16 protein-coding genes, 2 rRNA genes and 2 pseudogenes (1 of these 20 only partly in view) are annotated in these 20827 nt (G+C 58.7%); 7 read left to right on the top strand and 13 right to left on the bottom strand.

The features are described 5' to 3' along the window. Window positions 1–206 precede the first annotated feature (206 nt). The 3 genes and pseudogenes from BLU01_RS17715 to BLU01_RS28325 form a co-directional block, all read right to left on the bottom strand. Window positions 207–806: a flavin reductase family protein gene (locus tag BLU01_RS17715; protein ID WP_092277975.1), complete on the bottom strand. Its 600-nt coding sequence runs from the start codon at window positions 804–806 to the stop codon at window positions 207–209. Window positions 807–861: 55 nt separating this feature from the next. Further along, window positions 862–1290: pseudogene (locus BLU01_RS28330) on the bottom strand (methyl-accepting chemotaxis protein); the annotation flags it as partial. A gap of 159 nt (window positions 1291–1449) precedes the next feature. Beyond that, window positions 1450–2088: pseudogene (locus BLU01_RS28325) on the bottom strand (PAS domain-containing protein); the annotation flags it as partial. 370 nt (window positions 2089–2458) lie between these two features. Between BLU01_RS28325 and BLU01_RS17705 the strand changes: the two are divergent. Continuing rightward, window positions 2459–3877, top strand: coding sequence for a short-chain fatty acid transporter (locus BLU01_RS17705; protein WP_092277973.1), 1419 nt, complete (start codon window positions 2459–2461; stop codon window positions 3875–3877). 37 nt (window positions 3878–3914) lie between these two features. Here BLU01_RS17705 and BLU01_RS17700 read toward each other — a convergent pair whose 3' ends face one another. Together BLU01_RS17700 and BLU01_RS17695 are read right to left on the bottom strand one after the other, a co-directional pair. After that, entirely contained in the window at window positions 3915–4259 is a 345-nt protein-coding gene (locus tag BLU01_RS17700) for a HepT-like ribonuclease domain-containing protein (protein ID WP_092277972.1), read from the bottom strand. After that, window positions 4256–4546, bottom strand: a complete 291-nt coding sequence (locus tag BLU01_RS17695; protein ID WP_092277971.1) for a nucleotidyltransferase family protein — start codon at window positions 4544–4546, stop codon at window positions 4256–4258. The genes BLU01_RS17700 and BLU01_RS17695 overlap by 4 nt, the downstream gene beginning before the upstream one ends. A gap of 271 nt (window positions 4547–4817) precedes the next feature. Between BLU01_RS17695 and BLU01_RS17690 the strand changes: the two genes are divergently transcribed. Both BLU01_RS17690 and BLU01_RS17685 read left to right on the top strand, forming a co-directional pair. After that, on the top strand, window positions 4818–5138 hold the full coding sequence (locus BLU01_RS17690) for a hypothetical protein (RefSeq protein WP_092277970.1): 321 nt from the start codon (window positions 4818–4820) through the stop codon (window positions 5136–5138). A 180-nt stretch (window positions 5139–5318) separates the two neighbouring features. Then, a complete protein-coding gene (locus tag BLU01_RS17685) occupies window positions 5319–6491 on the top strand; it encodes a hypothetical protein (RefSeq protein ID WP_092277969.1) in 1173 nt (390 codons plus the stop codon). An 84-nt stretch (window positions 6492–6575) separates the two neighbouring features. Here BLU01_RS17685 and can read toward each other — a convergent pair whose 3' ends face one another. Further along, a complete protein-coding gene (gene can / locus BLU01_RS17680) occupies window positions 6576–7220 on the bottom strand; it encodes a carbonate dehydratase (RefSeq protein WP_092277968.1) in 645 nt (214 codons plus the stop codon). A 182-nt stretch (window positions 7221–7402) separates the two neighbouring features. Between can and BLU01_RS17675 the strand changes: the two genes are divergently transcribed. Beyond that, window positions 7403–7807: a serine kinase/phosphatase gene (locus BLU01_RS17675; RefSeq protein ID WP_092277967.1), complete on the top strand. Its 405-nt coding sequence runs from the start codon at window positions 7403–7405 to the stop codon at window positions 7805–7807. A gap of 120 nt (window positions 7808–7927) precedes the next feature. Here the strand turns inward: BLU01_RS17675 and rimI are convergent, their stop codons facing one another. Both rimI and BLU01_RS17665 read right to left on the bottom strand, forming a co-directional pair. After that, window positions 7928–8380: a ribosomal protein S18-alanine N-acetyltransferase gene (rimI, locus tag BLU01_RS17670; RefSeq protein WP_092277965.1), complete on the bottom strand. Its 453-nt coding sequence runs from the start codon at window positions 8378–8380 to the stop codon at window positions 7928–7930. Beyond that, complete coding sequence (locus BLU01_RS17665; protein ID WP_092277963.1) at window positions 8373–9125, bottom strand: P-loop NTPase family protein; 753 nt, start codon at window positions 9123–9125, stop codon at window positions 8373–8375. The genes rimI and BLU01_RS17665 overlap by 8 nt, the downstream gene beginning before the upstream one ends. A gap of 219 nt (window positions 9126–9344) precedes the next feature. Between BLU01_RS17665 and mksB the strand changes: the two genes are divergently transcribed. Genes mksB through mksF form a run of 3 tightly spaced genes read left to right on the top strand, consistent with a single transcriptional unit; the run spans window position 9345 to window position 14150 of the window. Beyond that, a complete protein-coding gene (mksB, locus tag BLU01_RS17660; protein ID WP_167370435.1) occupies window positions 9345–10622 on the top strand; it encodes an Mks condensin complex protein MksB in 1278 nt (425 codons plus the stop codon). Then, the gene (mksE, locus tag BLU01_RS17655) at window positions 10612–11313 is read left to right on the top strand and encodes an Mks condensin complex protein MksE (RefSeq protein WP_092277959.1); all 702 of its coding nucleotides are present in this window, start codon (window positions 10612–10614) and stop codon (window positions 11311–11313) included. The genes mksB and mksE overlap by 11 nt, the downstream gene beginning before the upstream one ends. Continuing rightward, window positions 11310–14150 carry an Mks condensin complex protein MksF gene (gene mksF / locus BLU01_RS17650; protein WP_092277957.1) on the top strand — a complete coding sequence of 947 codons (2841 nt, stop codon included), beginning with the start codon at window positions 11310–11312 and terminating at the stop codon, window positions 14148–14150. Before mksE ends, mksF begins: the two co-directional genes overlap by 4 nt. 204 nt (window positions 14151–14354) lie before the next feature. Here the strand turns inward: mksF and BLU01_RS17645 are convergent, their stop codons facing one another. The 5 genes from BLU01_RS17645 to BLU01_RS17625 form a co-directional block, all read right to left on the bottom strand. Further along, window positions 14355–16658, bottom strand: coding sequence for a PqiB family protein (locus BLU01_RS17645; RefSeq protein ID WP_092277955.1), 2304 nt, complete (start codon window positions 16656–16658; stop codon window positions 14355–14357). Next, on the bottom strand, window positions 16651–17274 hold the full coding sequence (locus BLU01_RS17640; protein WP_092277953.1) for a paraquat-inducible protein A: 624 nt from the start codon (window positions 17272–17274) through the stop codon (window positions 16651–16653). The genes BLU01_RS17645 and BLU01_RS17640 overlap by 8 nt, the downstream gene beginning before the upstream one ends. Next, a complete protein-coding gene (locus BLU01_RS17635) occupies window positions 17261–17920 on the bottom strand; it encodes a paraquat-inducible protein A (RefSeq protein WP_092277951.1) in 660 nt (219 codons plus the stop codon). The genes BLU01_RS17640 and BLU01_RS17635 overlap by 14 nt, the downstream gene beginning before the upstream one ends. A gap of 149 nt (window positions 17921–18069) precedes the next feature. Then, window positions 18070–18185 (bottom strand): 5S ribosomal RNA (rrf, locus tag BLU01_RS17630). Between the two features lie 169 nt (window positions 18186–18354). Beyond that, a 23S ribosomal RNA gene (locus BLU01_RS17625) occupies window positions 18355–20827 on the bottom strand (it continues 419 nt past the right edge of the window).

The raw sequence follows: 20827 nt of genomic DNA, 5'->3' as shown, positions 1-20827 counted from the left end.
CGGCGAACCCTGTGAATTTAAACCACCACTCCTACAGGGTTTTGGGTGTTTGGGATTACTGGTTGATGCCTGGCCATCCAGCGGATCGCCGGTCTCCCTGTGGGAGCGAGCTTGCTCGCGATGGCGGTGGGTCAGGCGATATTGATGGTGGCTGACACTCCGGTATCGCGAGCAGGCTCACTCCTACAGGTGGTTTTGCGTTTGGCTTATTTCACCAGCGTCTTGCCGTCCAGCGGATCGCCAATCTTCAGGAAGTGCCCGCCGGCGACGTGGTGCAAGGTGCGCAAATCATCGTGCCCTTCGAAGTGCCAGCGCCCTTCGCTGAACACGCGGTCGTCCGCTTGCGCGGCGATGACTTCGGCGAGGAACAGGTCGTATTGCTGATGATTGTGCGGTTCGGGCAGCAGTCGGCATTCGAGCCACGCAACGCAGCCTTCGAGCATCGGCGCGTCGATCAATTCGCCGCTGAAAGTCTGCAAGTCGTAAGCCTGAAACTTGTCCTCGCCGTGCTGTTGATTCAGCGCCAGGCCCGACGTCGAGCCGACGGTCTGGACGATATCGGCTTGTGCGGCGCACGGCACGTTCAATACGAATGTGCCCGACGCTTCGAGCAGTTGCCGGGTCCAGGTGGACTTGTCGAGCACTACCGCGACTTTCGGCGGTTCGAAGTCCAGCGGCATCGCCCATGCGGCGGCCATGATGTTGCGCTGGCCATCGTGGGCGGCGCTGACCAGCACGGTCGGGCCGTGATTGAGCAGGCGATAGGCCTTGGATAACGGCACCGGACGGCGATGGGAAACGGTCATGGATGTCTGCTCCAAGGATAAAGCGGCGATTGTAACGGCAACCGCCCGCCGCGCATCAAGTCGCCAGTTGATTGGCGAACTGGCCGACCGCATTCACCACTTTCTGCGCGCCGTCCTGAATCTCGACGATCACCGTGCCCGCCTCCGCCGCCAGCGCCAAACCTTGCTCGGCTTGCAGTTTGCCGCCGCTCATCAGGCTCACGGCGTTGCGCGCCATGTCTTGGTTCTGCCGCACCACGCTGACAATTTCCTCGGTGGCCTGGCTGGTGCGCGAGGCCAGTTGCCGCACTTCGTCGGCGACCACGGCAAAGCCGCGTCCCTGTTCACCCGCGCGCGCTGCTTCGATGGCGGCGTTGAGCGCAAGCAAATTGGTCTGTTCGGCGATGCCGCTGATGGTTTTGACGATATTGCCGATCACCTGCGATTGCTCGTTCAGCGCTTCGATGCCTTCCCCGGCGGTTTGCATATGCTTGGCCAAATCACGCATTACGCTGACCGCTTGCGTGACCACCGCCGTGCCGCGCTGGGCGCTGCTGTCGGTCTGGATCGACGTGCTGTAGGCAATGTTCGCGGCCTCGGCAACGGCTTGTTCCTGATTGACCTGATCGGTAATCACCGTGGCGAATTTCACCACTTTGTAGAGCTTGTTATTGGCGTCGACCACCGGGTTGTAGGACGCCTCCAGCCACACCACGCGGCCATGGCTGTCGACGCGCTTGAAACGATCAGCGACAAACTCGCCGTTGTTCAAGCGCCGCCAGAAGTTCTGATACTCGGCGCTGTTGTATTCCTGCGGCTCACAGAACGTGCGGTGATGTTTGCCCTGGATCTGCGCCAGGCTGTAACCCATGCCATTAAGGAAGCGATCATTGGCCATCAGCACATTGCCATCGAGGTCGAACTCGATCACCGCCGTCGAACGCACCAGCGCGCCGATCAGGTTTTCGTGTTCGCGGGACGCTTCGATGGTGCGGGTCAGGTCGCTGGAAAAAATCGAGAAATGCCGAATCCGCCCGTCAGAAGAACGCACCGGTTGCAGGATCGAACGCAGCCACGCCTCGTTACCGTTGCCGCGCAGCAGCCGCACGGCGCCGGCAAAGTGTTCGCCACGGGTCAGCGCTGATTTGAAGCGGTGATGGAATTCATCGGATTTCACGTGCGCCGGCACGATGTCTTCGAGTGGCCGCCCGACCAGATCACTGCTTTTGTAGAGCATCTCGTCGAGGAAATTCTGGTTGATCGATTGAATCCGCCCATCGGGTTCGAGGGTCAGAACCAGCATCTCGCTTTCCAGGCTTTGCTTCACTTGCAGGAGGCTGGAGAGTTCTTCGCGAAGAGCCGAGAGCTCCTGCTTCAAGCGTTTGTTGAACATGAGGAAAGCACCGATGGGCAGGAAATTGTGCGGGATGCAGCCTAGCCATCGGCCCTGTGGATATTTTCTGAAGAGTGCGCGCGGGGGTTGGCCAAAAATAATGACGACCGGCGCGCGCGCGACTTCGCCGATACAACCGTGCCTCAGGCCTTAGACCAAAGTCCGATTTGGCCAAAACACCCTCACAACAATCGGTCGATTGTTTTACTGTTGGCACCTGACCCGCCGGGCACTTGCGGCCCGGAACATCACAATAATCATAAGAATCCGAGGTAGTCCCGTGGCCGCTGATATCGACGATAGCCGCTATGCCCGTTTTGCCCTGCGCTGCTCCAGTTTTGCCGAACGCTGGTTTCCCGATTCGTGGGTGTTTGCCGCGCTCGCGGTGATCATTGTTGCCGTGGCGACGATGGCCATGGGCGCCAAACCGACCGACGCCGCCATGGCGTTCGGCGACGGTTTCTGGAGTTTGATTCCGTTCACCATGCAGATGGCGTTCGTGGTGATCGGCGGTTATGTGGTGGCCAGTTCGCCGCCGGCCGTGAAGCTGATTGACCGCTTGGCGCGGATTCCGAAAAACGGTCGTTCCGCCGTGGCATGGGTGGCGTTGATTTCGATGGTCGCCTCGTTGCTGAACTGGGGATTGTCGCTGGTATTCGGCGGTTTGCTGGTGCGCGCGCTCGCCCGCCGCGTCGACCTGAAAATGGATTATCGCGCCGCCGGTGCCGCCGCGTATCTGGGCCTCGGCGCTGTGTGGGCGCTGGGCCTGTCGTCGTCCGCCGCGCAATTGCAGGCGAACCCGGCGAGCCTGCCGCCGTCGATTCTGTCGATCACCGGCGTTATTCCGTTCACCGAAACGATCTTTCTATGGCAATCCGGCGTGCTGTTGCTGGCGCTGATTGTGGTCTCGCTGATCATCGCCTACGCCACCGCGCCCGGCCCGAACACTGCGCGTGACGCCGCTGCGTGCGGGGTCGATCCGAGCTTCAATCTGCCGCCGCTGCAACCGCGCACGCGTCCCGGCGAGTGGCTGGAGCACAGCCCGCTGCTGACGATTTTGCTGGTATTGCTGGCGGCAGGCTGGCTGTTTCACGAGTTCTCGACCAAACCGGCAATCAGCGCGATCTCCGGTTTGAACACGTACAACTTTCTGTTCCTGATGCTCGGCGCGCTGCTGCACTGGCGCCCGCGCAGTTTCCTCGATGCGGTGTCCCGCGCGGTGCCGACCACCACCGGCGTGCTGATCCAGTTTCCGCTGTACGGCTCGATTGCCGCGCTGATGACCACCGTCAAAGGCACCGACGCGCAGACGTTGGCCCACCACATCTCAACCTTTTTCGTACAGATCGCGTCCCACGATACCTACGCGCTGTTGATGGGCGTGTACTCGGCGATCCTCGGTTTCTTCATCCCGTCCGGCGGCGGCAAATGGATCATTGAAGCGCCGTACGTCATGCAAGTGGCCAACGATCTGAACTATCACCTCGGCTGGTCCGTGCAAATCTACAACGCCGCCGAAGCCCTGCCGAACCTGATCAACCCGTTCTACATGCTGCCGCTGCTCGGCGTACTCGGCCTCAAGGCGCGCGACTTGATCGGGTTCTCGTTCGTGCAATTGCTGGTGCATACGCCGCTGGTGTTGCTGCTGCTGTGGGCGTTGGGGACGACGCTGGTTTATACGGCGCCGGTGATGCCTTGAGGGTGATGACCGCATCTGCGTGGAGAAGCGGATGCGGTCAGGTTGGGTCGGTGGGCAACACTTTCAACAGTTCCGGCAAAGCTGTCTGGACCGTGTCCCATACCACTTCAAGATTGATATCGAAGTAGCCGTGAGCGATACGGTTGCGCATACCGCGCATGCTGCGCCACGGCACGTGGGGATTCTGCGTTGCGAACTCAGCATGACGGTCCATGATCTTGGTTGCCGCCTCGCCGATAATAATGAGGCTCATGACGACGGCTTGCTGCGTACGCTTGTCGTCGAAGAACTCATCTCTATTGAGCCCTTCGACAAAAATCAGCGCATCGCTCGCCGCTTGGCGCATGTGGTCAAGGTAATCATCGAGCCGATTTTCGGTCATACGGGCCGAGCCTGCTCAAGCACCTGTTGCCGAAACTTCAAGGGAAGATCACCTGGGGTCAGCAGGTCAACACTGACCCCCAGCAAGTCTTCCAACTCGACCTGAAGTTCGCCGAGATCAAACAGTGTGGCTCCGGGAAGCGCGTCCACCAACAGGTCAAGATCACTGCCCTCTTCGTCCGTCCCGAGCAGAGCCGAACCGAATACCCGCGGGTTGGACGTGCGGAATCGGCCGACGGTTTCGCGGACGGCTGCACGTTTCAGGTCAAGCGCTGTAGAAGGTTTCATGAATCACCATTGGCCAGAAGCGGCATAGAGCGAGTCTAGCAGCGTTAGAGAATGGTAGACATCGGCCGCTGTGGCTACTCAAAGGAGCGCGAATCATCGGGCATTGCTATTGGACTCTTCCTACAGATACCTCTGCCATCACCTGACATAAATCTCGGCCCCTTCCTATCTCTTATCCACAGACCGCTGAATTAGACTCTGGCGGCGCATTGCTGTGCGCAGAAATGGAATCTTCAACTACTTGCCGCTTTATCCAAGGACGACCTGAACAATGCCTGCAATATCCAAATCGCTGGAAGAAATGATCAATGAGATGTACCAGGACGGCCGAATTTCATTGGTTGAATACCAGACGCTTCGTGACGACGCCGACCGGCGCATGGACGCAGTGATCTGTGAGTTTGGCCAGCACAACAATCTGACCGCGTTTCAAAAATCCATGGATGTCTCCATGCAGTTGCTGCAACTGGCGGTGATCGATGCGAAGAAAGCCAAGTTGACCGATACCGGCGAAGCCATCGTCAGAGACGCCGTGATTGCCCAAGTCGAATACCTGCGCGTGGGAAGTCATCTCGCGTTGCACTTGCTGTAAATCGCCAACAGTCGGCGGCCCTCAGTCCAATGAACTGGGGGCCTTTCGCGGGTTGACGGGAAACAGCGAAGACTCGGCATGGCGCAAAAATACTCTTTCCAACCACTTCTTTGTCGAGTTCTGCTGATCCAGTATGGCGCTCACCCCGCAAGAGGGGCTCACGCTGAAAAGGATCTGAGCATGTTCAAACTCGCAGGACTTACCCTCGCCGCGCTCACGCTGAGCGCCGCTGCCCACGCCGATGTCGATCTGAAACTGGGCAGTACTGAACGCGTCACCCGGCTCTTCGCGTATCCCAACAATTGCAACGTGATCTGCTTTCGCAACTGGACGCTGGAGCAGACCGTTGAGCATTACCTGACCCAAAGCGTGCAGCGCGACGGTTACAGTGCGGCGAAGGTCCTGGTAAAAACCGACAACGATCAGCTTTACGTCGAAATCAGCGGCGTGCCCAAGGGTTATGAAAAACCGCTGGCGGCGCTGCTCGATGCCGGCGACCTGGCCTACACCGGCGCCAGCAAGCTGAATGCCGATGGCAAATGGGCGTATAGCTGGTATTTGTTCCTGCCGTTGGGCATGGCCCTGGAGAATCGCAAAAGTGTCGAATTGCTGCACTTTCCACCGGATTATTCGCTGACCCAGGCGCAGGATTATCTGCGATCCGCGACCACCGATCGCTGGGCGACGCTGCTCACCGACAATGGCATTGCGCCCGAGCAGACGCCGGGTTACCAGACCATCATCGATATCGCGCCGATTGCCGCGCCGTCCAGCGCCGGCAAGGATCTGGAAGGCGTCTACGACTACTTCAAGGATTATCAGACGACCATGGTCAAGGACGTCAGCCAGAATGCCAAAGGCGTGGCGTTGCCAATGGTTGCGTTCGGCGCGCCAGTACGCAACTGGATCAAGCAGCAATACGGCGCGACCGTCGGCGTGCTGGGCCTGGCGAGCATCAGCCCGAGCGCCGGGGTGAAGGTGCCGGTGCTGGGTTCCAATCATCCAAGTTACATCTGGTACGCCGCTGACCCGGCGACCTACACCGGCCCCGACGCCGAGGCGAAAGCTGATGCCGCCGGCCTGAAGGTCATGGGCCAGGATTTGAGCGCCGCGTGCTGGCAGGCCGGGATGGGCAGTAAACCGGGGAGCGACGCAGCGGTTCAGCTGAAAAGCTGCACGCAGACGTGGCAAGTGACCCAGAAAGAAAAGACCTGTGAGCTGTTTTACACCTCGATCCGCGATTTGAGCCCGGCAGACGCAGCGACCAAATGCGCGACCCCACCGGTCAAATCCGAACTCAAACTATTGCAAGCGCCGGCACCGACGCCGGCCATTCCCGCACCCCAGCTCTAAGCTCTAAAACGCAAAACGCCTTCGCGGATGAACCAGGGTTCACACGCGAAGGCGCTTAGGTTGCCAGTTGCAGATAGCCGAGCGTTAGGAATCGCCGGCCGGACGCAAACGATATTGCGGCGGCAGTTGCTCGAAACCGCTGATCGTCGCGTTCAGGCTTTTCCAGCGACCATCCTTGATGCCATAGATGCAGCCATGGATCGACAGGTTCTGCCCGCGATGCCAAGCATTTTGCACAATGCTGGTGTGGCCGACGTTGGCCACTTGCTGGATCACGTTGAGCTCGCAGAGACGGTCGACGCGCTCTTCCTCGGTCGGCAACTTGGCCAGCTCTTCGCGTTTCTCGTAATAGAGATCACGAATCGAGCGCAACCAGCCGTCGATCAAACCCAACTGCCGATCCTGCATCGATGCGCGCACGCCGCCGCAGCCGTAGTGGCCGGTGACCAGGATGTGTTTGACCTTGAGCACGTCCACCGCGTACTGAATCACCGACAGGCAATTGAGGTCGGTGTGCAGCACCACGTTGGCCACGTTGCGGTGGACAAACAGGTCGCCGGGCAGCATGCCAACGATCTCGTTCGCCGGCACGCGCGCGTCGGAACAGCCGATCCACAGGTATTCCGGGGTCTGCTGGCGGGCCAGTTTGGCGAAGAAATCAGGATCTTCTTTGGTGATCGCGTCAGCCCAGCGCTCGTTGTTATCAATCAGATCTTGTAATTCGTTCATGCATTGAAGCCTCAAGAATGATGCGCACCTTTGACAGACGGCCGCCCGTCGAGGTCACGCGCGCGATGCAGATAGCCCTGATGCCCTGAAATCGGTCACAGCCAACCGGCGCTGCATGTCGGTGGAATTCTCGGCCACACAGCGGGTCCACCTTAGTAAGGCCCACAGTATGAGGAATTGCCATGACTGATTCACGACGTCCGTACGATGCGGTGCAACCCGAGCCGATCGATGATAACGAAGATCGCATGGGTTCGATGCACGAGCTGGACTTTGACGACGAAGAGCCCAGCGCCAAGATCGGCGACGAACTGCCGGAAAACGAACGCGAACGCCTGATGCCCAGCGAACGCGTACGCGAAGCCGGCATGACCGGCGCCTCCAGCGATGACCATGAACCTACCGACGATGACATGAGCCCGGAAACGCTGATCCGTGAAGACGGCGCGCGCGACGCGTCTGAAGCGGGTGAAGCTGATCAGGCGGATTGGGATTTGAGCATCGTCGATGAAGACGAGATTGGCGGCGGCAATGGACTGGATGAAGCGGAGTTGGCCCAGCGGGATCCGCTGGACGGCAATCGTTGATCCGTAGCGCCTGATAGATCGCCATCGCGAGCAAGTTCGCCCCACAGGTTTCATGTACGAAACAAATACCCTGTAGGAGCGAGGCTTGCCCGCGAAGCTTTTAAATGAAGCTTTTAAAATTCAGTCAACCAATGTGCAAGCCATGACCACGGCGTCTTCACGCCCGCCCACCGCCGGATAATAATCCCGACGCCGGCCAATCTCGTTAAACCCGTAACGCTCATACAAGCGAAACGCGCCGCGATTGCTGTCGCGCACTTCCAGGAAACATTCCCGCGCCTCGGCCGCATACGCCCGCGACATCAAATGCTCAAGCAGCGTCAAACCCAGGCCTCGGCCCTGATTCTCCGGTTTGACCGTGATGTTCAGCAGATGCGCCTCATCAAGAATGATCTGCACCACGCCGTGGCCGACTTGCTGCGAGCCTTCGAACATCAGCCAGATCTGGTATTTGCCGAGGCCATCGAGAAAAATCCCGCGCGTCCACGGATGGCTATACGCCGCGTATTCGATCTTCAGTACAGCGTCGAGGTCCGCCTCGGTCATCGGGCGGAACGATACAGCGTCACTCATTTGATTCTTTCCAACGCGCCATCAGCCGACGCATGGCTTGCCAGACATCAGCCTTACGCTGTGGCTCTTCCATTAAGAGTTCCAGACCCGGCAGGGCCCAGACCGAGCCCAGGCCTTCGACCTGGAGTTCACGGTTGAAGGATTCGGCGTTCGCTTCGCCGGCAAAACGCACCGCCGGCAGACCAATCAGCCACAGGCAGACGCACGGCGCGTCCTCGATCCTCGCTGAGAGAAAACCCTGCACGAAGTCGCGCGCGGCCTCCGGGCCTTGGTCCATGGTGCCGCGCACCAGCAATGGCCAGCGCACCGGTTCGCCGACGATTTGCGGGCTGTCCGGCAGACCGGCGGCACGCAGCATGTCCTTGAGCAACATGTAGGCCGGGTCGCGAGTCTGGAACGGTTCGCCTGTGGGTAACTCGACCAGCAGCAAGCAGCGCCCGGCGCGCAATAACTGCAGGGCAAAGCGCGGCGGCGGCACCACCGGCGCCTTGGCCACGGCCGGCGCCGCCTCTTCTTCGACCTTGGCGCCCGAACGGGTGCTGGCCAATGACGGACGCGGCACTTCGATCTTGACCCGCTCGCTCGGCTTGATCACCGGTTCTGCGGGCGCTTCGGCAACCGGCGCGGCTACTGACACCGGCAGCAGCGGCGCAACGACCAACGGCTCGGGCATCTCCAGCAGTTCGGGACGCGAGGGCGCGGCAAAGGGCAATTCGGTGCGCGGCAGCCAGTTGACCACCTGCATGGCGGTCAAATAAGCGCGGCGACGGGACTCGATAAGCAAAGGTCGGCCACTTGTGGATAACTGAAAGTGCGCTGATTCTACCGCCCTTCGCCGAAGATCGCCCGCGCTTGATCGATCTCTTGAACCTGCAAACAACGACTGCCCGTCCCGAGAGTGAATCGCAACGGGCGCGATGCAGTACAATCGCCGCTTTTATTCGACAACCAGCCGGCCATCCCGATGATCGAACCCAAGCGCGTCTTGCGCGCCCTCGCTGAACACTGGGCACTTCTGGAGCCACTGTGCGAGCACTTCGACCAAGGCACTTTGAGCCTCAACGAACTGCGTTCACAGTTGGCCGCCCAGCAACTGGACAGTACCCCGCAGGACATCACCAGCCTGCTGGACGTGTGGATCCGCCTCGACATTCTGGTGCCCGTGGCGAAAAGCCCGAACCGTTTCGAGCTGAACGCGCAGATCCACGATTTCCTCGCCTACCTGCGCCGTGAGCACCGCTTGGGCCTGTGCCTGGAAATCGAAGCGTATCTGCGTCACCTCGAACGTCTGGCCGGCTACATCCAGGACGCTTTCGACATCCGCGACGGCCACGATCTGGCGCGCCAATTGCGCCTGCTCGACATGCGCGTGCGCGATGTGCTGAAGAAACTCGCCAACGATGAACAGGCGCTGGTCGCGGTCGCCGAGCGCGCGAAGACCAGCGATCGACAGATTCCGCTGCGTCAGCGTTACGCCGAAGTGCTGGCGACCTGGGACGAATACGTCGAGCCGATGATTCAACTGGTGAACGCCGACGGTGCGTTCGAGCAAGGCGTGCGCAAGGTCGAAAACGTTCTGCTGAAGATGCTCACCGAGCAGCAGCGCCTCGGTCATCTGGTTGATGACGACATGTTGCTGCGCACCCACGCGCGCATCCTCGAAATGCAGACCAGCGCCCAACTGACGTTGCGTCACGCCCGGGAACTGCTGCTGCCGCTGCGTGAAGAAGCGCGCCGCCACAACGCCGTCACCCGTGGCGCCGCGCTGGCCTTGTCGGCGATTCGTCGCAAAGGCATCGATGCAGTGCCGCAAGCCGCCATGCCGATGTTCACTCGCCCGCAAAGCACCTTCCTCGGCAGCGCCAGTCAGGTTGAAGCCTACGTGTATGCGCTGGCGCGTTTCGAGCCGAAACCGGCGCGTTTCCCCAAAGCGCATAAAACCCAGAAAGGTGAAGCGCCGCGCGCCCCGCGCACGGTCCGGGAAATGCTCGAACGCTGCGAAGACGCGCTGCCGATGCCGGACCTGATGACCTGGCTGCTGGAGCAGGAACCGGACGGCGCGACCGACGAATTGCTTTACTGGTTCTCGCGCCTGTCGCGGGAAAAACGCTTCAAACGCGAACGTCTGGAACGCCGCGATTACCACACTCATGAGCATCAGGTCAGCCTGCGCTCCTTCGCCCTGCTCTCGGCCCGCGACAGCGCCGCCGAGGATTCTGCGAGCATCCCCAATGCATCTTGATCTATCCGAACTGTCTCAGCTGGCGCCGATTTTTCGCGAGCTGTTCAAGGGCTACCACGTCAGCCGCCGCGATCCGGAGCTGTACGCGCAACTGTCGAACTTCCAGGACCAGTACCGCACGCTGTTTCGCGCGCTGGGTTTTGAATTGGTCTGCGACACCCGTGGCTTTTATTACTTCGTCCCGGAACTCGCTGCCGCAGCGGTGAATAAAACCGCGCAACGCCTGGCGCTGTTCACCTTCATCCTCGTCGAGCATCTGGCCGATCAGGGCCGCGACCCGGTCGCCGTGCTCGACGGTGGCAGCCTCGGACGCGATGAATTGCCGTCGCTGCTGGAGAAGTACCGCGACCTGTTCATTCAGGCCGAAGTACAGACCGTCGAAGAACTCGAAGAAAAAATCATGCGCCGCATGACGCAACTCGGTTTCGCCGGCGAAGAAAACGGCATCTACCGCTTTCTGCCGCCGATGCACCGTTTCCTCGATGTCTGCCTGTCGGTTCAGCAGGACCGCGATCTGGCGGCCAGTCTGCACAGCGTGTTGCCGCTGCCGGTGCCAGTGTTGATCGATGACGACAGTGACGAAAAACTGCTGGAAACCGATGACCCGCTCGATCTCAGCGACTTCGCTGAAGAAAGCGAAGAAGACGCCATGGCCCGCGCCATTGCCGAAGAACAGGAGACCGACGCATGAGCAAGGAACGCTACGGCATTCGCCGCTTCGCCCTGTTGAACACCGCCGGTTACAGCCTCGGCCTGTTTCCGCTGGAAGAACCGTTGTCAGTCTACGGCGCGAACAACCTCGGCAAATCGGCGTCGATCAACGCTTTGCAGTTTCCGATTCTGGCGCGCATGTCGGACATGAGTTTCGGCAAGTACAGCCTTGAGCAATCGCGACGTTTCTACTTCGCCTCTGACACTAGTTACATCCTCGTCGAAGTTTCGCTGCCTCACGGCCCACACGTGATCGGCGTGGTCGGGCGCGGCCCGGGCGGTGGTTTCGGTCACCAGTTCTTTGCCTACGCCGGCAAGCTGGACCTGGCGCATTACCAGAAGAACGACACCTGCCTGCGCCAGAAAGAACTGTTCACCAACCTTGAGCGCGAAGGCCTGAAAGCCTACGAACTGAAGCCTGATGAATTGCGCCGTTTGCTGGTGGGCGGCCACACGTCGGTGCCGCTGGACCTGACGCTGATTCCGCTGCGTTCCACCAGCGAGCAGAGCCTGAAGACCTTCCGCGCGTTGTTCATCAACTTGCTGCACATGCGCGAAATCACCGCGGCCAAGCTCAAGCAATTGTTCCTCGATGCCTTCGAGCACAGCTTGCGTTCCGGTAGCGTCGATTACATCGCCGCGTGCGAAGAAGCCTTCCGCGATGTACGACGCATGGAACAGGACTACAACTCGCTGGTTACCGCCGGCCCGTTGGTTGAAGCGCTGGCGTCGGGCGTGGCCCAGCGCAACATCCTGCGCGGCAAGCTGCATCGCATCTCGCCGCTGCTCGATTCGTTGCTCGGCACTTGGTCGGACTACGCCAGTGCGCGCAAGGAAGAGCTGACGATTCAGGCCGAACATTACCGCAACGAGCAGGACGCGCTGCAAAACGATCAGCGCGGCGGCACTCAGGAACTGATGCGCCTGGAGCGCGAAATCACCGGCATCCAGCGCTGGCTCGGCGAATTGTCGGTGCTCAAGCATCGTTTTGCCCTGGTCACTGACGTCAAGGTTCTGGAGCAACAACTGCTCGCGGCCAAGGATGCGCACGACGAATTGGCCGGTGCGCTGGCGCAGTCGCGGCAGTTCAGCGCCGAAGACCTCGAAGAGCGTTTGCGCGAACTGGAAAAACGCCTGAAGTCGGTGAAACAGCAACTCGATCATGCCGACAACAACAGCTACGCACGTCTGCGCGAAGAGTTTTCACAGCAAGACGTCGAGCGCCTTATGCGTCTGTTCAACAGCGCGCTGTTCAGCCTGCCGTTGGGCGAACACGGGATTACCCTCGATGAAGACGGCCAGTGGGTGAAATCGCTGGAGCTGATTCTCGATGGCTTCAAAGGTGAGCGTTTCGAAGTGCCGGGGCTGTCGATCGACATCTCGCACATCGAGCCGCCGGCCCTGCAAGCCCTGGCGGACCGCGCCGCGTTGCGGGACCAGAAAGAACGCCTGGACAAAGAACTCAAGCAACTGAAAACCCAGCAAGCCGTGGCAGCCGACCGCGCGGCGAGCAAGACTCAGACTGAAGCGCTGTACCAGCAAGTGCTGGACGCGCAGAAAGCGCTGGAAGATTTCCGCCGCGCGCAAACCCTGAGCGCCGAGGAAGACGACAAGCTTGAGCAACTGGCGCAGATGGAAGCCGCGCAGGAAGAGTTGAAGCGTTCCAGTGATGCCTTCACCGAACGCGTCCAGCAACTGTCGGCCAAGCTGCAATTGGTCGGGCGGCAGATCGGCGACATGGAGGCCAAGCAACGCACCCTCGACGACGCCCTGCGCCGCCGCCAGTTGTTGCCGGCCGACTTGCCGTTCGGCACGCCGTTCATGGACCCGATCGACGATTCCATGGATAACCTGTTGCCGCTGCTCAACGACTATCAGGACAGTTGGCAGGGTTTGCAGCGCAGCGACGGGCAGATCGAAGCGTTGTACGCGCAGGTTCGCCTCAAGGGCGTGGCCAAGTTCGACAGCGAAGACGACATGGAGCGGCGTCTGCAATTGCTGATCAACGCCTATGCGCACCGCACCGACGAAGCGCTGACCCTCGGCAAGGCGCGCCGTGCGGCGGTTACCGATATCGCGCGGACCTTGCGCAATATTCGCAGCGACTACGACAGCCTCGAGCATCAACTGGCGCTGTTCAACCGTGAGATCAACAAGCGTCAGGTCTCCAACCTGCAGAGCTTCCGCATCGTCCTCGCGCCGAACAAAGAAGCGCTCAAGCACATCGACCAGATCATCCACAGCGCTGGCCAGTATGAAGAAGGCGAAACGCTGTCGGTGTTCGACCTGAGCCGAAGCGCCGATCAGGACAACAAGAACGAAGAAGCCAAGGAATACCTGGCGCGGCTGGTGGCGGCGAACCACAACCAGCTCGGGCTCAAAGATTTGTTCGAATTGGCGTTCGAGATCACCAAGGTCAACGGCCAACCGGTGATTCACACCGACATCGACGGCGCGGCATCGAACGGCACGACGATGACGATCAAGGCGCTGACCAACATGTATTTGTTGCTGCACTTGATGGACCGCGACCAGGCCGGTCGCGTGCGCCTGCCGTACTACCTCGACGAGGCGGCAGATATCGACGAGAAGAACCAGGCAGCGCTGCTGGAAACCAGTCTGCAACTGGGCTTCGTGCCGATTCTGGCGAGTGTGAAACCGCAGGTTTGCGCCAGTGTGGCGATCGACCTGGAAGGTGGCAGCGGGCCAAACGGCATCTACATTGATGAGTCGGACTGGAAGTACATCCGTCGCCACGATGAGGTGAAGGCGCCGGTGAACGTGGGAGCGGATGAGCCGGAGCTGGACGCGGTTTGATCGGCTTTAACTGAAAGGCCAAAAAAAGGGCCGCGATCTGTTTGGATCGCGGCCCTTTTTTATGGCTTGGGATTTGTTGTGAGTTTCAGGGCCTCATCGCGAGCAGGCTCGCTCCCACAGGTGACCGCGTTTATTTCATGAGAATGCGATCAAACTGTGGGAGCGAGCTTGCTCGCGATAGCGGCAGCACAACCACCACAAACCCTACTTGCCGAGTGAAATCTTCGGCGCCCAGGTCAGCCACTCATCCTCAAACTTGTCGAACAACGGGAAAGTCTGCTCAGGTCGCGCCGGGTTGCCCATGCGCTCGCCGTCCGGCGTGGCAAAAGCGATGCCGCCCTGAATCAGGGTTTCCAGCGATTCGGTGCGCATCGTCGCGCCTTTGAACAAGCCGTAATCGAAGCCAAATCCACTGCTGTTCCAGAAACGCGTGCCGCTGCGCACCAGTGGCGCATATTTCGGCTCGATCAGGATGTGCACCAACACGCGATCCGCGGTTTGGCCCAGTTCATAACCGGTCACTTTGCCCACGGTGATTTCGCGGTATGTCACCGGCACCCCGGTTTTCAGCGAGCCGCGACGCGCCGCGCTCAAGACCAGGCTCAAACCGGCCTCGGCTTTGGTCAGCTCTGGAGGATTGGCCAACGCCACGAAGTTCTTCTGCGGCCCCTGGTTTTTCGCCGCCGGTTGCACTTCGATGTATTGACCGGTGACCAGCGTTTCCAGGTTCGAGGTCTTGATCAACCCAAGCTCGGGTTTGACCACCCAGAACTGACTGCCAACCCGCGCAATGCGCTCCGGCACTTCGGTGATTCGCGCCGTGAGTATCACTGACTGCAAATCGTCCGTGAGGTCGACGTCCTCGATCTTGCCGACGTCCAGACCCTTGAAGCGGATCGGCGTGCCGGTGCGCAAGCCGTCTGCACGATCAACTTTGATGGTGACCACAGCGCCTTTCTGGTTCGCTTCGTCGTGACTCGGGAACAGACGGAAACGCGGGATCTTCTTTTGCAGCGGCGCTTTGGCTTCCGGGGTTTCGAAAGCGATACCGCCAGCCATCAGGCTTTGCAACGATTCACTTTTGACCTGAATGCCGCCGGTCAAACCACCGCTGAGCGTGACGCCGCTGGCGTTCCAGAAGCGCGTCGAGGCGTTGACCAGTCCTTCGTATTCCTTCTCGATGTGCACACCGATGATCAATTGTTTCTTGGTCTTGGAGAACTGATAGCTCTGCACCGAACCGACTTTGACCTGCTTGTAGAGAATCGGGCTGCCGACTTCCAGCGAACCCAGGCTTTCGGTGAACAGCACCAGGTGCAAGCCCGGCGAACGCAGGTCGAGCGGCGGCGCCTTGGGTCGCGCGACGAACTCGCGCTGCGGCTCGCCGCCCTTGTCGCCGGGACGAATGGCGATGTAGTTGCCCTTCACCAGCGCTTCCAGTCCGGTGATGCCGGCCAGCGAAATCGACGGCTTGACCACCCAAAACTGCGTGCCCGCGACCAGGTAATCCTCGGCCAGCGGATCAAGGGTCAATTCGGCAGTGGCAGCGGACAGGTCCGGATCAATCTTCAGCGCTTTCAAGTTACCGACTTGAATGCCTTTGTACATAACCGGCGTGCGGCCAGCCTGCAGGCCTTCGAAATCACTCAGTTTGACCTTGACCCGAATCCCCGCTGCCGCCGCATCGAAGTCTTCATAGAGCCGGAATGGCAGGCTCGGATCGGTGGCCGGGCTGTCCTTGCGATTCTCCGGTGTGGCGAACGCGATGCCGCCGGCAACGATGCTGGCCAGGGATTCGCTGCGGATTTTCACGCCGGACAGGTTGGCGTCAATGCTGATGCCACTGGAGTTCCAGAACCGCGTATGTTTGCGCACGAGGCTGGCGTAAGTCGGCTCGATAAAGACCTTGAGCTCGACCGTGCTCTGATCCTCGGACAACAGGTAGCTTTTGACCTGGCCGACTTTGATCTGTTTGTAGAACACCGGGCTGCCGCGATTCAGCGAACCGAGACGATCAGCCTTGATGGTGAGGTGCAGACCGGGCTTGGAGTCCGACAGCGGCGGTTCTTCGGCCAGCGCCTTGAACTTGCGCGTCGGCTCGCCTTCACCGGGACTGATGGCCACGTAGTTACCCGACACGAGTGTTTCCAGGCCAGTGATACCGGCCAGACTGACGCTCGGCTTGACCAGCCAGAAACGCGTGCTGGTCTTGAGGTATTGCTCGACGTCCTTGTTCATTTCGACAGTGGCGATCACCCCTTTGGAGCTGCCTTCGTCGTCGAGTTTGAGAGTCTTCACCTTACCGACCGACATGCCTTTGTAGACCACTTCGGTCTTGTTGGCCTGGATGCCCTCGCCGCTTTCGAAGCGCACTTGAATCTCGATCCCGGTTTCGTTGTAGGCACGCCAGCCGAGCCAGCCGCCGATGATCAGGGCGATCAATGGCAGGACCCAGATTGCAGACCAGTTGGAGGCCGGTCGGGTTTTAGCGGTAGGCAAATCAGTCATGGTCGTCGTCCGACTCCGTGTTATCCCAAATCAGTCGGGGATCGAAAGTAACTGCGGCAAGCATGGTCAAAATCACCACACTGGCGAAGGCGATGGCGCCGAGGTTGGCTTCGACGCTGGCAAGCCGTCCGAAATTCACGACCGCCACCAGGATGGCGATCACGAAGATGTCGAGCATGGACCAGCGGCCGATGAATTCGATAAAGCGGTACATCACGATGCGCTGGCGTGCCGACAGAGGCTGGCGACGTTGCACCGAAAACAGCAGCAACGCGATGCCGACGAGTTTGAAGGTGGGCACCAGGATGCTGGCGATAAATACCACGGCAGCAATCGGAATCATGCCGTGCTGAACCAGCTGAATCACGCCGGACATGATGGTGCTCGGATCGCCTTTGCCCAGCGAGCTGACGGTCATGATCGGCAACATATTCGCCGGGATGTAGAGAATCGCGGCGGTGACCAGTAATGCCCAGGTGCGCTTCAAGCTGTTTGGCCGACGGGCATGCACTTGCGCACCGCAACGGGTGCAGATCTGCTCGTCGATGTCCGGTTGCTGCTTGTTCAACTCATGGCATTCGATACACATCAGAATGCCTGCATCAATCGCCCGCATGGGCATCCTCTCCTGACAAAGCCTGCCAGATCTGGTGAGGCGACATCACTACCTCCAACCACACCTGGACCAACAACAAACTGATGAAGCACGCCAAGCCAAGACTGACGGTGATGGCTGCCATATCGGCCAACTTGACGATCGCGACCAGCACGCCCATGAGGTAAACCTCGAGCATTCCCCAATCCCGAAGGTGGTGATAAATGCGATAGAGCAATAAGCCGTAACTGCGCCCGACATTAAAGCGAATGCTCAGGAGCACGGCCAACTGACAGACCAACTTCAGTAATGGAATGCCCATGCTGCACAGGAACACGACCACTGCAACGCCTTGCATGCCGGTATTGAACAGGCCGAGGACGCCAGACCAGACAGTGTCTTGCGACGTTTGCCCGAGTAGATTGAGCTGCATGATCGGTAAAAAGTTCGCCGGGATGTATAACAACAGTGCGGCGATGACCAAGGCGAGGCTGCGCTGAATGACATTGTGCCGATGCGCATAGAGCTCATAACCGCAGCGTGGACAGAGCGCTTTCTCGCCATGGGCGAGTTCGGGCTTGCGCATCAGCAGGTCGCACTCATGACACGCTATCAAGTCGTCCAGCGGTAAGTCTGACAGCCTTGGGGCGTCAACCGGATCTGGCATATGAGACTCTTGTTCCGAAAAAGGTGGGCCTATTCTAGTGGCCTGAACCGAAAATAACTGTGCAAATTTGTGAGGAAGGATTCAGGTACTTTTCCACCGGACAAACAAAACCCCTACCTGCATACGCAGATAGGGGTTTCGGAATTTAATCTTGACGATGACCTACTCTCACATGGGGAAACCCCACACTACCATCGGCGATGCATCGTTTCACTACTGAGTTCGGGATGGGATCAGGTGGTTCCAAGGCTCTATGGTCGTCAAGAAATTCGGGTACCAAATCGTGGCCAGAGGGCCGCGCTTCAGCAAATTGGGTATGTGACAGCTGTCGGTATTTGCGTGTGGCTTTGTGCACAGTCGAACTTTCGGTTCATTGCGTCTTCACACACCGCAATCTGATGCTCTTTCGAGTAGTCAAATTGCTTGGGTGTTATATGGTCAAGCCTCACGGGCAATTAGTATTGGTTAGCTCAACGCCTCACAGCGCTTACACACCCAACCTATCAACGTCGTAGTCTTCGACGGCCCTTCAGGGGACTCAAGGTCCCAGTGAGATCTCATCTTGAGGCTAGTTTCCCGCTTAGATGCTTTCAGCGGTTATCTATTCCGAACATAGCTACCCGGCAATGCCACTGGCGTGACAACCGGAACACCAGAGGTTCGTCCACTCCGGTCCTCTCGTACTAGGAGCAGCCCCTCTCAAATCTCAAACGTCCACGGCAGATAGGGACCGAACTGTCTCACGACGTTCTAAACCCAGCTCGCGTACCACTTTAAATGGCGAACAGCCATACCCTTGGGACCGGCTTCAGCCCCAGGATGTGATGAGCCGACATCGAGGTGCCAAACACCGCCGTCGATATGAACTCTTGGGCGGTATCAGCCTGTTATCCCCGGAGTACCTTTTATCCGTTGAGCGATGGCCCTTCCATACAGAACCACCGGATCACTAAGACCTACTTTCGTACCTGCTCGACGTGTCTGTCTCGCAGTCAAGCGCGCTTTTGCCTTTATACTCTACGACCGATTTCCGACCGGTCTGAGCGCACCTTCGTACTCCTCCGTTACTCTTTAGGAGGAGACCGCCCCAGTCAAACTACCCACCATACACTGTCCTCGATCCGGATAACGGACCTGAGTTAGAACCTCAAAGTTGCCAGGGTGGTATTTCAAGGTTGGCTCCACGCGAACTGGCGTCCACGCTTCAAAGCCTCCCACCTATCCTACACAAGCAAATTCAAAGTCCAGTGCAAAGCTATAGTAAAGGTTCACGGGGTCTTTCCGTCTAGCCGCGGATACACTGCATCTTCACAGCGATTTCAATTTCACTGAGTCTCGGGTGGAGACAGCGCCGCCATCGTTACGCCATTCGTGCAGGTCGGAACTTACCCGACAAGGAATTTCGCTACCTTAGGACCGTTATAGTTACGGCCGCCGTTTACCGGGGCTTCGATCAAGAGCTTCGCGTTAGCTAACCCCATCAATTAACCTTCCGGCACCGGGCAGGCGTCACACCCTATACGTCCACTTTCGTGTTTGCAGAGTGCTGTGTTTTTAATAAACAGTCGCAGCGGCCTGGTATCTTCGACCGGCATGAGCTTACGGAGCAAGTCCTTCACCCTCACCGGCGCACCTTCTCCCGAAGTTACGGTGCCATTTTGCCTAGTTCCTTCACCCGAGTTCTCTCAAGCGCCTTGGTATTCTCTACCCAACCACCTGTGTCGGTTTGGGGTACGGTTCCTGGTTACCTGAAGCTTAGAAGCTTTTCTTGGAAGCATGGCATCAACCACTTCGTGTTCTAAAAGAACACTCGTCATCAGCTCTCGGCCTTAGAATCCCGGATTTACCTAAGATTCCAGCCTACCACCTTAAACTTGGACAACCAACGCCAAGCTGGCCTAGCCTTCTCCGTCCCTCCATCGCAATAACCAGAAGTACAGGAATATTAACCTGTTTTCCATCGACTACGCTTTTCAGCCTCGCCTTAGGGACCGACTAACCCTGCGTCGATTAACGTTGCGCAGGAAACCTTGGTCTTTCGGCGTGGGTGTTTTTCACACCCATTGTCGTTACTCATGTCAGCATTCGCACTTCTGATACCTCCAGCAAGCTTCTCAACTCACCTTCACAGGCTTACAGAACGCTCCTCTACCGCATCACCTAAGTGATACCCGTAGCTTCGGTGTATGGTTTGAGCCCCGTTACATCTTCCGCGCAGGCCGACTCGACTAGTGAGCTATTACGCTTTCTTTAAAGGGTGGCTGCTTCTAAGCCAACCTCCTAGCTGTCTAAGCCTTCCCACATCGTTTCCCACTTAACCATAACTTTGGGACCTTAGCTGACGGTCTGGGTTGTTTCCCTTTTCACGACGGACGTTAGCACCCGCCGTGTGTCTCCCATGCTCGGCACTTGTAGGTATTCGGAGTTTGCATCGGTTTGGTAAGTCGGGATGACCCCCTAGCCGAAACAGTGCTCTACCCCCTACAGTGATACATGAGGCGCTACCTAAATAGCTTTCGAGGAGAACCAGCTATCTCCGAGCTTGATTAGCCTTTCACTCCGATCCACAGGTCATCCGCTAACTTTTCAACGGTAGTCGGTTCGGTCCTCCAGTTAGTGTTACCCAACCTTCAACCTGCCCATGGATAGATCGCCCGGTTTCGGGTCTATTCCCAGCGACTAGACGCCCTATTAAGACTCGCTTTCGCTACGCCTCCCCTATTCGGTTAAGCTCGCCACTGAAAATAAGTCGCTGACCCATTATACAAAAGGTACGCAGTCACCCAACAAAGTGGGCTCCCACTGCTTGTACGCATACGGTTTCAGGATCTATTTCACTCCCCTCTCCGGGGTTCTTTTCGCCTTTCCCTCACGGTACTAGTTCACTATCGGTCAGTCAGTAGTATT

Source organism: Pseudomonas prosekii (assembly GCF_900105155.1).
Taxonomy (GTDB): domain Bacteria; phylum Pseudomonadota; class Gammaproteobacteria; order Pseudomonadales; family Pseudomonadaceae; genus Aquipseudomonas; species Aquipseudomonas prosekii.
Note: the sequence above shows the minus strand (reverse complement) of the source record. Positions and strands in the feature narration are given on the sequence as shown.